Origin of the sequence: Haemophilus haemolyticus (assembly GCF_001008205.1) — a bacterium.
GTDB classification, from domain to species: Bacteria; Pseudomonadota; Gammaproteobacteria; order Enterobacterales; family Pasteurellaceae; genus Haemophilus; species Haemophilus haemolyticus_Q.
Map to the genome: position 1 here is coordinate 25,934 of NZ_LCTK01000017.1, position 14,414 is coordinate 40,347.

A 14,414-nucleotide genomic window follows, 5' to 3' on the forward strand; every position below is an offset into this window, starting at 1 on the left:
TTCTTAGCATAAACAAAGGGCGTGGAAACACGCCCTTTTGGTGTATATATATTTGGGTAAATATGGATAAGTTTGAAAAAGAGGCTAGAAAAATTATTTCAGAAATTTCAGAAGTGTTAGGAAAAGAAATACTAAGTACAAGTTACAGATTTGAATTTCTTGGTATTCCACATAGTGCTCCAAAATCTTTAGATAATGGAAAAATGGCTATTTATATTTTTAAATATAAAGATACCTATTTAAAAATAGGTAAAGTTGGGGCTAAAAGCAAAGCTAGATATACTTCTCAACATTATTCACCAAAGTCTTCTATCAGTAATTTAGCTAAGTCAATTTTAAAAGATGAAGTATTTTCTATCTCTCATTCAATTACTAAAGAGAATGTTGGTCAGTGGATTAAAGATAACTGCCAAAGAATAAATATCTTAATTGATGAAGAATTAGGTCGCTTGGCATTATCGTTAATTGAAGCTGCATTACATTATAAATACAATCCTAAATATGAAGGTTAGAGCAAGGGAGATTTCGCTTTACATATATAAAATCATTGTGTGTGAAATCTTATTACCACTAGTTAAATTTTAGAATTGTTAATGAATTGGAATTATTATGGCAAAAAAAGATTACTACGAAGTCCTTGGCTTACAAAAAGGGGCTAGTGAGAACGACATTAAACGTGCGTATAAACGTTTAGCGTCTAAACATCACCCGGATAAAAACCAAGGCAGTAAAGAAGCAGAAGAAAAATTCAAAGAAATTAATGAAGCTTATGAAGTATTAGGCGACGATCAAAAACGCGCAGCTTATGATCAATATGGCCACGCAGCCTTTGAACAAGGTGGTGGCGCTGGTGGTTTCGGTGGCGGCTTTGGCGGCGCTGATTTTGGTGATATGTTCGGCGATATCTTTGGAGATATTTTTGGTGGCGGTGGACGTGGTCGCCAGCGTGTTGTTCGTGGCGAAGACTTACGCTATGACTTAGAAATCACTTTAGAAGAAGCTGTAAAAGGTACAACCAAAGATATTCAAATCAATACTCTTGTGCATTGTGATAGCTGTGGTGGCTCTGGGGCTGAAAAAGGTTCTAAAGTGGAAACTTGTCCGCATTGTCACGGTTCTGGTCGAATTCGTCGTCAACAAGGTTTCTTCGTATCTGAAAGTATCTGTCCAACTTGTCATGGTAGCGGTAAGAAAATTGAAAAACCTTGTCGCAGCTGTCATGGAGAAGGACGTGTTCATAAGAAAGAAAATCTTTCAGTAAAAATTCCTGCTGGCGTAGATACGGGCAACCAACTTCGCTTAGCTGGCAAAGGCGCAGCGGGCGAAAATGGCGCGCCAGCTGGAGATTTATATGTTGTGATTCACGTGAGAGAACATAATATTTTTGAACGTGACGGTAACAACTTATATTGCGAAGTACCGATTAGCTTTGCTACTGCAGCCCTTGGCGGTGAAATTGAAGTGCCAACCTTAGATGGCAGAGTGAAGCTTAAAATCCCAGCTGAAACGCAAACAGGAAAATTATTCCGCATGCGAGGCAAAGGTGTTGCCTCTACACGTAGCGGCTATGCGGGCGATTTGATTTGCCGTATTGTGGTCGAAACACCCGTTAATTTAACCAGCGAGCAAAAAGAATTACTTCAAAAACTTGAGGAAAGTTTACAAGGTAAAGATTTAAGTAAACACGCACCAAAATCTTCAGGATTTTTAGACGGTGTGAAAAAATTCTTTGATAATTTGGGTAAATCTGACAAATAAATATAATGAAAAAGTCCGCATTTCGCGGACTTTTTTATATGCAAATAATCTCTTCTCAAAATTACCGCACTTTGGGTTTTATTTGCGAACGGTATATTCGCCTTCACAAACCCATTTATAGCTCGTTAATGCTTCTAATCCCATTGGACCACGAGCGTGAAGTTTTTGGGTACTAACGGCAACTTCTGCGCCTAATCCAAATTGTCCGCCATCAGTAAAGCGTGTGCTTGCATTCACGTAAACGGCAGCTGCATCGACTTGATTAATAAATTGACGGGCTAGGTTTTGTGAGGACGTTAAAATACTTTCAGAATGTTGCGTACCATATTGGCGAATATGCTCAATAGCGGCATGAATATCTTTCACAACAACGACATTCAAATCCAATGATCCCCATTCTTCGCGTAATTCTTTTTCTGTTGCTTCGCAGACATTCGCACCCGCTTGTTTCAATATATTAAGTGCGGTGGATTTTGCATGATATTTTACGTTTTTGGCAGAGAGGTGAGAGACAAGTTTAGGTAAAAATTCTTCAGCAATAGAATGTTGAACTAACAATGTCTCCAATGTGTTACAGGTGCTTGGACGTTGGGTTTTGGCGTTATCAATAACAAAAATCGCTTTATTTTGATCCGCACTTTCTTCAACGAAAGTATGGCAAACACCCACACCACCCACAATAACTGGAATAGTAGAATGTTGTTTACACAATTCATGTAAACCCGCACCTCCTCGAGGAATAATCATATCCACATAGCGATCTAGTTTTAATAATTGCATAACGAGTTCACGGTTTGGATCAGTAATAGCTTGCACTGCAAATTTTGGTAAGCCGGCTTGCTCTAAAGCATTTTGCACAACTTCGATTAAAATTTTGTTAGAAAACTGTGTTTCTTTACCGCCGCGTAAAATCACTGCATTACCCGTTTTGAGGCAAAGACTTGCTACATCAATGGTCACGTTTGGGCGAGCTTCATAAATTGTTCCAATAACACCGATCGGAATGCGTACGCGTTCGATTTTAAGTCCGCTATCCAATGTACCGCCGTCTATGATTTTCCCCACAGGATCTGCAAGTGAAATAACGTGGCGTACATCATTAGCAATGCCTTGCAAACGTTCTTGCGTGAGCAGTAGGCGATCAATCAAGGCATCAGACAATCTATTTTGTTTGGCAAGTTCAATATCTTTTGCGTTTTCGGCTAAGATAAGCGGTGCTTGTTGTTCGAGTTGTTCTGCAATAATGGATAATGCACGATTTTTTTCAGCAGTGGTGAGTTGAGCCAAGATAAATGCCGCATCTTTGGCTTGTTTACCCATTTGTTCTAACATAATTATTTCCTTTATTGTATTTATTTCTTTTTATTTGGCAGCTTATCTTGTTCTTCCGATGTGAGTTCTTGGTAATTAAACACTGGCAACCCCCATTCGAAATGAATAGCTAAAAGACGTAAAGTAAAGCTGCTAATAAGTGTGAGTAACACGGCAAGAGTATGTTCTACTTGAAGTGTGCTTAATGCGTAATAAGTCAGAGTAGCAAATAGCGCAATGCTGGCGTAGAGTTCTTTTTGGAATACGAGAGGAATTCGATTGCATAGCATATCGCGTAGAACCCCGCCAAAGGCACCTGTAATACAGCCTGCAATGCTTACAATGGTGAGACCGTGTCCCATATCCATCGCAATTTGTGCGCCAATAATGGAATACACCACTAAACCCATCGCATCGAGTACCAAGAAAATAGTGCGAAAGTAGCGCATAAAATGATTGATGAACGGTGCAACATACACGGTAATTACCGCTGCACTTGCCACCATTAAAAAATATTCTGGATGCTTAACCCAGCCGAGAGGGTAATGTCCGAGTAGTACATCACGCACAGAGCCGCCTCCAATGGCAGTGACGGATGCGATAATTATCACGCCAAAAATATCCATTTTTTCACGACCAGCCGCAAGTGCACCTGTCATTCCTTCAGCGGTGATACCGATGATATATAAAATACTAAGTAACATTTATGTACCTAAGTGCGGTTATAATTGGTTTCATTCTACTTTAAAATTTAATGAATTTTTAGCATAATGGCGCATTATTTTTTCAGACGTCAAAATTATGTCAGAACAATCTTCTAAATATATCGCGGCATTGCTTGCGATATTATCGATCTCAATGGTGCTTGGCATCGATCTATTTATTTTTTCTTTGCAATCTGAAAAGCAAACAATGCCCCATTTAGGTGTAGGCGTGTTGGTTGCACAGCTAATTTCTTTGTTGGTGTTTTATCGCGGCGAAATTTGCCCAGGACAACGTGGTCGTTTAATCAAAGTTAATTTGACTTTTGCTATTTATTGGGCGGTGTGGTTGCTGATAAGCCTATTACAGAATAATCACACGCTTACTAACGTGATGAGCGTATGTGGCCTTTCTGTTGTGTATTTTATTTGGAAACAACCAAAAACTGAAAAAATCCGTAACAGTTTTTTATTGATGGCTGCATTAATTGCGGGTTTAGGTTGCTTGAGTTATTTAATGATTTTTGCCGTGCTTCCTGCAAGTGATTTTGCTGAGTATAACCCGTTTGCACCGATTTTATCTGGCGTGATTTTGGCAAATCTTGCGCTTGTTATTGCACGAAATCGTTTACAAGGTTTTATTGCATTGTTGCCCTTAGCCATGATTATATTGCTGGCCTTAAATGCTTTGGCAATATTTTTATTTTTACTTTTAAATGGCATGGAAAGTGCGGTTAATTCTGACAGTATTTTTGCTTACATCATTTATTTTGTTTGCCATTTTGTTATTGCGGCTATTCTGATTTTGCATAGTTTCCAAAAGTGGAAATTATCTGCCAATAGTTTATTTATCCTATTATTTATTGCTGTTTGTTTGCCGTTATGGATGGTCTTCGCTTAATAAAGGAAACAATCATTGAGCCGTGGGGATATTTACCTACGGCTTTTTAAATTTCGGCTGGTTAGAAAGTAATACGCCAATACGGAAATCGCGACACATGCCCCCATAGTAAAGAGCATTGGTGCGGCAGTATCCATTTTCATTGACGCAACTAAACTTCCCATAATTGCACCCACTGCAAAACGTACGCTACCAATCAAAGAATTTGCTGTGCCCGCCATTTGAGGACATCTTTCTAAAGCTGATGCCATTGAATTTGATGAAATCACTGGGTTTGGACCGACGAAAAAGGCGACGCCAATTGCCATTGGCCAAAAACCGAGATCTAAAAGTGCGGTCAAAATTAGCCACATTCCAGAAAGGAATTGAATTGTGAGGGCTATCCGTAACATTGTTTCTGCGCCCACTTTAGTGACAAATCGGCTATTTAAAAAAGAGGCAAAGATCATTGTAACGATATTCATCATAAAGAAATAACCGAACTGATCAACGGGAACGCCATAAATGCCGATATAGACAATTGATCCTGCAGTCACAAAAGCAAACAACCCACCAAAGCCAAAAGAGGCGGCAAACATATAGCCGAGCACGTCTTTTTGCTTCCAAAGCAGAAGGAAATTGCGAGCAATAATATTTAAGCGCAGCGGAATGCGATTTTCTTTTTTATGGGTTTCTGGAATGATGAAAAAGACCAATGTCGCGGCTAATAATCCCACGAGCGAAATAACGTAAAAAATCGCGTGCCAGTGGAAAAATTTAACGATGTAACCACCAATAATTGGTGCAACTAAAGGTGCAAGCATAAATACTAAGGTGATGGTGGACATTACTTTAGATAGCTGATCTTTACTAAATAAATCACGCAATAATGCGCCAGAAAGCACAACAGGGGCAGCACCAAAGAAACCTTGCACAAAACGAAGTGCGGTGAAATTTCCGACCGAATTTATTTCGGTGAGCACCAAAGCGGTTAGCGCGCCCACAATGACACCGAGTAAAATGATCGGTTTTCGTCCGAAACTATCACCAAAAGGCCCCCAGAAAAGCTGACCAAACGCCATGCCATAAGCAAAAGAAGTGAGCGTGTGTTGTACTTGTTCTGGACTCACGCCGAGATCTTTCGCAATTTCTAAAAAAGACGGCAAATACATATCCACGCCAAAAGGCGGTAGCATGGAGAGAATACCGAGCGTAAGAATAAAGATAAAAGTAGATTTTTGTTGACTCATCTTATTTCACCAAACTTTCGATTTCATTTTGAGTCAATGGGCGGTATTCGCCTTCTTCTAAGGATTCATCTAGTACAACATCCCCAATTTTCCAGCGATGTAATCCAACAACTTTATTCCCAAGTGCGGCAAACATACGTTTTACTTGATGATAGCGACCTTCAGAAATCGTCAAATTCACATTGTAATCATCTAAGATTTCTAATTTTGCTGGTTTAGTGGGTTCTTTTTCTCCGCGTAATAAAATGCCTTCCGCACAAGCAGCCGCATAATTTTCTTCTACGGGATCAGCTAATGTCACCAAATAGGTTTTTTCACAATGATGTTTTGGAGACGTGATGCGATGTGACCATTGTCCATCATCGGTAAGCAAGACGAGACCTGTTGTATCAACATCTAAGCGACCTGCGCTATGTAATTTCCCCGCTAAAGGGTAATCAAAAAATTGATAAATAGTTGGATAGTCGCCGTCATCATTAGAACAAACACAGCCTTGTGGCTTATTCAACATAAAATACTGGCCTTCTTCCACCCAAGTTAATAATTCATCTTCAAAATAAATTTCGTCTTCTTGTGAAATTTGTACCGAGCCACTTTTGACAATTTCACCATTAATTTTTACCGCACTTTGGCGGATCGCTTTTGTTGCTTGAGAACGCGTTAATCCCGTATTTTCAGCAATAAATTTATCTAATCTCATTATGTTTTCTCTTGTTAAAATTCGCTGGGCATTGTACAGGTTTTTGCTTTTAGAACGAAACAAAAAAGGCTGCAATGCAGCCTTTATCTATTAAGCTTGGTTAAACCACTTCACGTAATCGAATTGATCGTAATATTTTTTCCCATTCCAGCCAGAAAATTCAAAAATATCGCCCACCTGATTTTGCTTCTCGAAGCCTTTTATATAACAAGCCGATTTAAAAGTAGGGTAGGGCTTGTGAGTAAAAATTACTTTATTTTTGAAAGGGAGTTGATCAAAAAGTTGAATGTCTTTTTCGGTTACACCATCTCGATCTGTCATCATAATAAAAAGATTGTCTAAATTCATTCGTGACGTGCGAAGTTGCCATTTTTCATTGGCTTCTTGCTCACTGTGATAGTGCATAAAATGAATTTCAAGATCGGCAAGTTTTCCCACTGGATAACTTTTTTCTGTTTGTACGAATGTGAGAGGTTGAGTGCGGTAGAAATCTATATTTTGTAAATAACGCAAAAAATCCTGTGGCGAGAGATAGAGATTCACAAAAGGGGAATTAAACGGCTGGTGCAAATCATGTAAGATAAAAGCCCCCACGCAATTGGCTGAAATGACAGTCATGCCTTGGTTAGTCAATTTACGTTGTAATGAACGATTGATAAAAAATCGTTGGCATTTATTCACCGCACTTTTAAGTTTTTGAAATGGATTCATTTTATTATCCTCTATGATTCTCTTGTGAAAATCCTACCTTTTTTGCTAAAAAATGAAAAGTCTAGCTAATGCCTCGCATCAAAAAATTTTGTAATGATTTTGTGAAAATTTGCAGTCTGTCACAATTTTTTGAATAAAAAACCGCTATAATCGACGTAATATTTCAATCCTGTTTCAAGAAAATGGAGCATTTATTATGACCGAACAATTACGTCAAGCAGCCTTAGATTTCCACGAATTTCCAATTCCTGGAAAAATTGAAGTTACCCCAACAAAATCATTAGCAACCCAACGCGATCTGGCTTTAGCTTATTCACCGGGTGTGGCAGAGCCTTGTTTAGAAATTGAAAAAGATCCTGCTGCCTCTTACAAATATACAGCACGTGGCAATTTAGTGGCGGTGATTTCCAATGGTACAGCGGTGCTTGGACTTGGCAATATTGGCGCGCTAGCGGGCAAACCTGTAATGGAAGGAAAGGGCGTATTGTTCAAAAAATTCGCGGGCATTAACGTATTTGATATTGAAGTGAATGAACATGATCCCGATAAACTTGTTGATATTATCGCCTCGTTAGAGCCAACTTTCGGTGGGGTAAACTTAGAAGATATTAAAGCACCAGAATGTTTCTACATTGAACAAAAATTGCGTGAGCGAATGAATATTCCTGTCTTCCATGATGACCAACATGGAACAGCGATCATCAGTGCTGCCGCGATCATCAATTCTCTTCGTATTGTAGGTAAAAAAATTGAAGATGTTCGACTTGTGGCGTCTGGTGCGGGGGCAGCATCTATTGCGTGCTTGAACTTATTGCTTTCTTTAGGTATGAAACGTGAAAATATCACGGTTTGCGATTCGAAAGGCGTGGTATATAAAGGCCGTGATGACAAAATGGATCAAACCAAAAAAGATTATGCAATTGAAGATAATGGCTGGCGTAAACTTGGTGATGCGATGCCAAATGCTGATATTTTCTTAGGTTGTTCTGCGGCTGGTGCGCTTACACAAGATATGGTGAAAACCATGGCTGCGCATCCAATTATTCTTGCTTTAGCGAATCCAAATCCTGAAATTACTCCGCCAGAAGCGAAAGCGGTTCGTCCTGATGCAATTGTATGTACAGGCCGTTCTGATTATCCAAACCAAGTAAATAATGTGCTTTGTTTCCCATTTATTTTCCGTGGCGCATTAGATGTGGGCGCAACCACTATTAATGAAGAAATGAAACGTGCGGCAGTTTATGCCATTGCTGACCTTGCATTAGAAGAGCAAAACGAAGTGGTAACTTCAGCTTACGGTGGTGAAGGCGCGACATTTGGTGCCGATTATGTGATTCCTCGCCCATTTGATCCTCGCTTAATTGTGCGTATCGCACCAGCGGTAGCAAAAGCAGCAATGGAATCTGGTGTGGCAACTCGTCCAATTCAAAATTGGGATACTTATGTTGAAAAACTAACTCAGTTTGTTTACAAAACGAGCTTGTTTATGCGCCCTATTTTCAACCAAGCAAAAGCGGCAAAACAACGCATTATTTTAGCGGAAGGGGAAGAAAATAAAGCATTGCATGCTACTCAAGAAGTGATTTCAATGGGCTTGGCAAATCCAATCTTAATCGGTCGCCGCAGTGTGATTGAAGAAAAAATTAAAAAACTTGGTTTACGTTTAACCGCCGGTGTCGATTTTGAAATCGTGGATAACGAAGATAATCCTCGCTATGAAGAATGTTGGAAACATTACTACGAGCTTACCAAACGTAAAGGCATTACACCAGCGATTGCAAAACGCGTGGTGCGTTCTAATACAACCGTATTAGCTTCTACGTTACTTAGCTTAGGTTATGCAGACGCTTTAGTATGCGGCTTATTTGGTTCATACGGAAAACACCTTGCATCTATTCGCGATATCATTGGCTTAAAAGATGGTGTGAAAACTGCCGCAGCTTTAAATAGCCTTGTATTACCGACGGGTAACGTATTCTTAACGGATACCCATGTAAACAGTAATCCAACAACGGAAGAATTAGCCGAAATCACCTTAATGGCCGCAGAAGAAATCCATCGTTTTGGTATTGAACCTGCAGTTGCCTTGCTTTCCCATTCTAATTTTGGTTCATCTAATTCATTAGGCGCACCAAAAATGCGAGAAGTATTACAGATCGTTAAAGAGCGTAATCCGCACTTAATGATCGATGGTGAAATGCGTGGCGATTTAGCGATGAATGAAGCTCATAGAAAAGAAGTTATGCCTGATAGTCCATTGAAAGGAAGTGCAAATTTATTAGTGTTCCCTGATTTGAGCTCATCACGTATTAGTTATAGCTTATTACGCGGCACCACTACGGCAATTACCGTTGGCCCGATCTTAATGGGGATGAACAAGTCTGCGCATATTCTTAATCCGGGTGCGTCTGTTCGCCGTATTATTAATATGATTGCCTATGCTGCGGTGAAAGCACAACAAGAGTAATCAAAAAAGTGCGGTGAATTTTTATTAAATTTCCGTTGTTTACTTAACAAAGCCTCGATTTTTCTCGAGGCTTTATTTTTACATTCTAGTTAATGTGATTAGCTAAAATTGCGCTACACAGAATTCGGCATATTGTTTACATTTGAGATTAAGTAAAACTATGCGAAAATTGACCGCACTTTAAGACTTTTGTCATGTCGAAAAGGAACCAACCGATAGACAGTTGCCTATCTTTCTTTAATTTAATACGGCTTGGATGCCGTTGCATTAGTGGTTTTTAAAATGAAAAAAGCGCATTCCCCTTTATTCCCCATCTTCACCTTCGTGTTGATTAATCTCATCATCCTTTCCTTGTCCCGTTTGGGACTTGCAGTATGGCAATCAGAGCGTGTATCTGCCGTAGATGGCTGGTTGCAATTATTTTTGCAAGGCGTACGAATGGATGTGGTGGCACTCTGTTATTTATTTGGCGTACCTGCATTGCTCACAACATTGTTCCATAGCAACAAAGTTTGGGTAAAAATTTTACGCCTTTGGTTAACGCTTGGTAGCGTGTTTATTATCTTTATGGAAATTGCCACACCTGCCTTTATTGAAACCTACGATTACCGCCCAAATCGTTTATTTATCGAATACTTGATTTATCCGAAAGAAGTCTTTTCAATGCTTGCTGAAGGGCATTTAAGTGCGGTAATTTTTAGCCTTGTTTTCACGATTTTAGCAGCCGTGATTTATTGGAAAATTTCTGGTTGGGCAGTCAAAAATTTACGTTCAATGAGTTGGAAACTCCGCCCTGTAATTGCTTTTCTTGTTATTGTCGTGAGCTTCCTTGGCGCGCGTTCAAGTTTTCAACACCGTGGTATAAATCCCGCCATGGTGGCATTTTCTTCTGATGCGTTAGTGAATTCTTTGGTGCTTAATTCTGGCTATTCCGTCATTTATGCCGCTCAGCAATTTAAAGATGAAGAAAAATCTTCAGAAATGTACGGAAAAATGGATGCAGACGAAATGTTTCGTATTGTTAAAGCCAGCCGTGGCCGTCCAGAAAGTGATTACATTTCAGATAAATACCCAACTTTAACGAAAAATGTCGCGACTTATCAGGGTAAACCTAAAAATATCGTGATTTTGTTACAAGAAAGTCTCGGTGCTCAGTTTATTGGTACACTTGGTGGCAAACCACTTTCTCCAAATGTGGATCAGCTCGCAAAAGAAGGGTGGTTATTTGAAAATCTTTATGCAACAGGCACTCGTTCAGTACGCGGTATTGAAGCAACAACCGCAGGTTTTACGCCAACGCCAGCTCGTGCAGTGGTGAAACTTAATAATGCCCAAAGTGGTTTCTTTACTATTGCGGATTTATTACATAAACAAGGCTATAACACTTCCTTTATTTATGGCGGTGAAAAGCATTTCGACAATATGGCGAGCTTTTTCTATGGCAATGGCTTTAAAGATATTTGGGATCAACAAGATTATCAAAATCCAACATTTACTGGCACTTGGGGCGTGAGTGATGAGGATTTATTTGATAAAGCCAATGAAACTTTCACGAAATTACAAAATGAAGGTAAACCGTTTTTTAGTTTAGTGTTTAGTTCTAGCAATCACGATCCATTTGAATATCCAGATGGCAAAATTGAGCTTTATGAGAAACCAAAAGCCACTCGTAATAATGCGGCAAAATATGCGGATTATGCGTTAGGTCATTTCTTTAAAATGGCAAAACAGTCTAATTATTGGAAAGATACGATTTTCTTAATTGTTGCGGATCACGATTCTCGTGTAGGCGGAGCAAGTCTTGTGCCAATTAAGCATTTCCATATTCCAGCCTTGATTCTTGGTGATGGGATTACGCCACGTCGTGACAGCCGTCTTGTGAGCCAAATTGATATGCCAACCACATTACTTTCTTTAGCAGGAGTAAGTGGCAATTATCCAATGATTGGTTTTGATTTAACGCAAGATGTAAACCCAGATCGTGCCTTTATGCAATACGATCAAACTCAAGCAATGATGAAAGGCAATAATGATGTGGTGATTCAAATGCCAAATAAAGCGGCACAAGGTTATCATTATGATAAAGCTTCAGAAACTTTAACGCCAAAAGACGTGCCTGATGCAATGAAAAAAGAGGCATTGGCTCACGCTTTATTAGGTAGTTATTTATATAAGAATCGCTTGTATTCTTCAGGTGAAAATAAATAAACAGAACGCCAGCTTAAGCTGGCGTTTTTTTAGTTTTCAAAAACAAACTGTTCACGTAATTGATGTAATTGATCGCGAATTGCCGCGGCTTTTTCAAATTCCAAATCTTGCGCAAATTTATACATTTGTTGTTCCAATTTTTTGATTTGTTGTTGATATTCTTTGACATTTTTCGGTGCATTATAAAGTGCGGTTGGTTCTGCCGCCATTTTTCCACGTTGTTTATTGGCTTTCGCTTTTTGGTTTGCACCTTGCCCAATATCTAACAATTCACCGACTTTCTTATTTAATGCTTGTGGCACAATGCTGTGCTCTTCATTGTATTTTGCTTGTTTTTCACGACGACGATTGGTTTCAGTAATGGCTTTTTCCATCGATTTTGTGATGTTATCCGCATATAAAATCGCTTTACCATTTAAGTTTCGCGCAGCTCGGCCGATGGTTTGGATTAAAGAACGTTCGGAACGTAAAAATCCTTCTTTGTCAGCATCTAAAATCGCCACAAGAGACACTTCCGGAATATCTAAACCTTCGCGCAATAAGTTAATCCCAACCAATACATCAAATTCGCCCAAACGCAAATCACGGATAATTTCGACGCGCTCCACAGTATCAATATCAGAATGTAGATAACGCACACGAATCCCGTGTTCATCTAAATAATCCGTTAAATCTTCCGCCATTTTCTTGGTGAGTGTTGTCACTAAAACTCGCTCATTTTTATCCGCTCTTTGGCGAGCTTCGGAAAGTAAATCATCCACTTGAATAGACACTGGACGAATTTCAATGAGAGGATCAAGCAAACCAGTCGGGCGCACCACTTGATCGATGATTTCACTGCCTGATTTTTCTAATTCATAAGGTCCTGGAGTTGCGGAAACATAGATGGTTTGTGGGGCTAAGCGTTCAAATTCCTCAAAGCGTAACGGACGATTATCCAAGGCGGACGGTAAACGGAAACCATATTCGACTAAGGTTTCTTTACGTGAACGGTCGCCACGATACATTCCACCAATTTGAGGCACTGTTACATGAGATTCATCAATAATTAAAATAGCATCAGAGGGCATATAATCAAATAATGTTGGTGGTGGTTCGCCCTCATTTCTGCCCGATAAATAGCGAGAGTAGTTTTCAATACCCGAGCAATAACCCAATTCATTCATCATTTCAATATCAAATTGGGTTCGTTGACTAATACGTTGTTCTTCTAAAAGTTTATGTTCTTTAATGAAGTATTCACGGCGTGATACCAGTTCTTTTTTGATGTTTTCTATCGCATCTAAAATACGTTCTCTTGGTGTCACATAGTGAGTTTTAGGATAGATCGTAAAACGTGGTACTGCACCAAAACTACTGCCAGTGAGCGGATCAAATAAACTTAATCGTTCAATTTCATCATCAAATAATTCAATACGCACCGCACGATCATCGGATTCCGCGGGGAAAATATCAATAATTTCTCCGCGAACACGGAAAGTTCCACGCTGAAATGCTTGATCATTGCGGGTATATTGTAATTCCGCTAACTTCGCTAAAATTTGGCGCTGATCGATAATGGCACCTTGTTGTAAATGCAACATCATTTGTAAATAGCTATCAGGATCACCCAAACCATAAATTGCAGAAACGGATGCTACCACGATGGTGTCTCGACGTTCTAAAAAAGATTTCGTCGCAGAAAGACGCATTTGTTCGATTTGATCATTAATAGACGCATCTTTTTCAATAAAGGTATCACTGCTGGGCACATAGGCTTCTGGCTGATAATAATCATAGTAAGACACAAAATATTCCACCGCATTTTCTGGAAAAAAGGCTTTCATTTCTGCATAAAGCTGGGCAGCAAGGGTTTTATTTGGCGCAAGTAACATTGCAGGGCGATTTAATTGAGCGATTACATTCGCGATAGTAAACGTCTTCCCCGAGCCTGTTACACCAAGCAAAGTTTGATGTGCCAATCCATCTGTTAAATTTTCAGCCAATTTTTCGATAGCTTGTGGCTGATCGCCAGAGGGACGAAAATCGGAATGCAGAATGAATGGTTTTGTGTTGATTTTCTCAGACATAAAGTGCGGTCGGTTTTTTCATAGTTTTGAATAATGTCTATTTTAGCATATTTAATGTGTAAAATTGATCAGGCAAAAATCTAAGTTTTACACAGACTTAGTGATGTCAAGAGGAAGATGTCACAAATTCAATAAAAAAAACTTTAATTTTTTACTAGACAAAACTTAACTTATTGATTTTAAAATAAAATTCAATTTTAGGCTAATCTGTAATCAAGATCGAACAATCCTTGTAAGAACAAGGGATCCGCAAAATTTTAAAAAGTTAATCCACAAAGTTATCCACAGGCTCTGTGGATAGAAAAAGAAGTCGAAAATTCATAAAAATGAATGATGAAAAAAGATTATTAGCATGAACT

The 14,414-nt window shown here is 39.2% G+C and carries 11 protein-coding genes; 5 read left to right on the plus strand and 6 right to left on the minus strand.

Features of this window, described 5'->3' with window-relative positions; translation table 11 throughout:
- The first annotated feature begins 62 nt into the window (after nucleotides 1-62).
- Both AAX18_RS04030 and dnaJ read left to right on the plus strand, forming a co-directional pair.
- On the plus strand, nucleotides 63-512 hold the full coding sequence (locus tag AAX18_RS04030) for a hypothetical protein (protein ID WP_052748875.1): 450 nt from the start codon (nucleotides 63-65) through the stop codon (nucleotides 510-512).
- Between the two features lie 97 nt (nucleotides 513-609).
- Entirely contained in the window at nucleotides 610-1,758 is a 1,149-nt protein-coding gene (gene dnaJ / locus AAX18_RS04035) for a molecular chaperone DnaJ (protein WP_046953047.1), read from the plus strand.
- A gap of 78 nt (nucleotides 1,759-1,836) precedes the next feature.
- On the opposite strand, the gene proA is transcribed toward dnaJ, so the two are convergent.
- The gene (gene proA, locus AAX18_RS04040) at nucleotides 1,837-3,090 is read right to left on the minus strand and encodes a glutamate-5-semialdehyde dehydrogenase (protein ID WP_046953048.1); all 1,254 of its coding nucleotides are present in this window, start codon (nucleotides 3,088-3,090) and stop codon (nucleotides 1,837-1,839) included.
- A gap of 20 nt (nucleotides 3,091-3,110) precedes the next feature.
- Entirely contained in the window at nucleotides 3,111-3,773 is a 663-nt protein-coding gene (locus AAX18_RS04045; protein ID WP_005646565.1) for a trimeric intracellular cation channel family protein, read from the minus strand.
- Nucleotides 3,774-3,870: 97 nt separating this feature from the next.
- Here AAX18_RS04045 and AAX18_RS04050 point away from each other — a divergent pair, with 97 nt between their 5' ends.
- A complete protein-coding gene (locus AAX18_RS04050) occupies nucleotides 3,871-4,671 on the plus strand; it encodes a hypothetical protein (RefSeq protein ID WP_046953049.1) in 801 nt (266 codons plus the stop codon).
- Between the two features lie 32 nt (nucleotides 4,672-4,703).
- Here the strand turns inward: AAX18_RS04050 and AAX18_RS04055 are convergent, their stop codons facing one another.
- The 3 genes from AAX18_RS04055 to AAX18_RS04065 form a co-directional block, all read right to left on the minus strand.
- Nucleotides 4,704-5,900, minus strand: a complete 1,197-nt coding sequence (locus AAX18_RS04055) for a Bcr/CflA family multidrug efflux MFS transporter (protein WP_046953050.1) — start codon at nucleotides 5,898-5,900, stop codon at nucleotides 4,704-4,706.
- 1 nt (nucleotide 5,901) lies between these two features.
- On the minus strand, nucleotides 5,902-6,600 hold the full coding sequence (gene rsuA / locus AAX18_RS04060; protein ID WP_046953051.1) for a 16S rRNA pseudouridine(516) synthase RsuA: 699 nt from the start codon (nucleotides 6,598-6,600) through the stop codon (nucleotides 5,902-5,904).
- A 90-nt stretch (nucleotides 6,601-6,690) separates the two neighbouring features.
- A complete protein-coding gene (locus tag AAX18_RS04065; protein ID WP_046953052.1) occupies nucleotides 6,691-7,311 on the minus strand; it encodes a DUF1919 domain-containing protein in 621 nt (206 codons plus the stop codon).
- A 196-nt stretch (nucleotides 7,312-7,507) separates the two neighbouring features.
- Here AAX18_RS04065 and AAX18_RS04070 point away from each other — a divergent pair, with 196 nt between their 5' ends.
- Both AAX18_RS04070 and AAX18_RS04075 read left to right on the plus strand, forming a co-directional pair.
- Nucleotides 7,508-9,778, plus strand: coding sequence for an NADP-dependent malic enzyme (locus AAX18_RS04070; RefSeq protein WP_046953053.1), 2,271 nt, complete (start codon nucleotides 7,508-7,510; stop codon nucleotides 9,776-9,778).
- Nucleotides 9,779-10,060: 282 nt separating this feature from the next.
- Nucleotides 10,061-11,986, plus strand: coding sequence for an LTA synthase family protein (locus AAX18_RS04075; RefSeq protein ID WP_046953054.1), 1,926 nt, complete (start codon nucleotides 10,061-10,063; stop codon nucleotides 11,984-11,986).
- Between the two features lie 29 nt (nucleotides 11,987-12,015).
- On the opposite strand, the gene uvrB is transcribed toward AAX18_RS04075, so the two are convergent.
- Complete coding sequence (uvrB, locus tag AAX18_RS04080) at nucleotides 12,016-14,055, minus strand: excinuclease ABC subunit UvrB (RefSeq protein ID WP_046953055.1); 2,040 nt, start codon at nucleotides 14,053-14,055, stop codon at nucleotides 12,016-12,018.
- Nucleotides 14,056-14,414 lie beyond the last annotated feature (359 nt).

Bases quoted from the DNA above. Each gene is read 5' to 3' on its own strand.
- AAX18_RS04030 (WP_052748875.1), top strand. From the start codon at position 63: ATGGATAAGTTTGAAAAAGAGGCTAGAAAAATTATTTCAGAAATTTCA.
- dnaJ (WP_046953047.1), top strand. From the start codon at position 610: ATGGCAAAAAAAGATTACTACGAAGTCCTTGGCTTACAAAAAGGGGCT.
- proA (WP_046953048.1), bottom strand. From the start codon at position 3,090: ATGTTAGAACAAATGGGTAAACAAGCCAAAGATGCGGCATTTATCTTG.
- AAX18_RS04045 (WP_005646565.1), bottom strand. From the start codon at position 3,773: ATGTTACTTAGTATTTTATATATCATCGGTATCACCGCTGAAGGAATG.
- AAX18_RS04050 (WP_046953049.1), top strand. From the start codon at position 3,871: ATGTCAGAACAATCTTCTAAATATATCGCGGCATTGCTTGCGATATTA.
- AAX18_RS04055 (WP_046953050.1), bottom strand. From the start codon at position 5,900: ATGAGTCAACAAAAATCTACTTTTATCTTTATTCTTACGCTCGGTATT.
- rsuA (WP_046953051.1), bottom strand. From the start codon at position 6,600: ATGAGATTAGATAAATTTATTGCTGAAAATACGGGATTAACGCGTTCT.
- AAX18_RS04065 (WP_046953052.1), bottom strand. From the start codon at position 7,311: ATGAATCCATTTCAAAAACTTAAAAGTGCGGTGAATAAATGCCAACGA.
- AAX18_RS04070 (WP_046953053.1), top strand. From the start codon at position 7,508: ATGACCGAACAATTACGTCAAGCAGCCTTAGATTTCCACGAATTTCCA.
- AAX18_RS04075 (WP_046953054.1), top strand. From the start codon at position 10,061: ATGAAAAAAGCGCATTCCCCTTTATTCCCCATCTTCACCTTCGTGTTG.
- uvrB (WP_046953055.1), bottom strand. From the start codon at position 14,055: ATGTCTGAGAAAATCAACACAAAACCATTCATTCTGCATTCCGATTTT.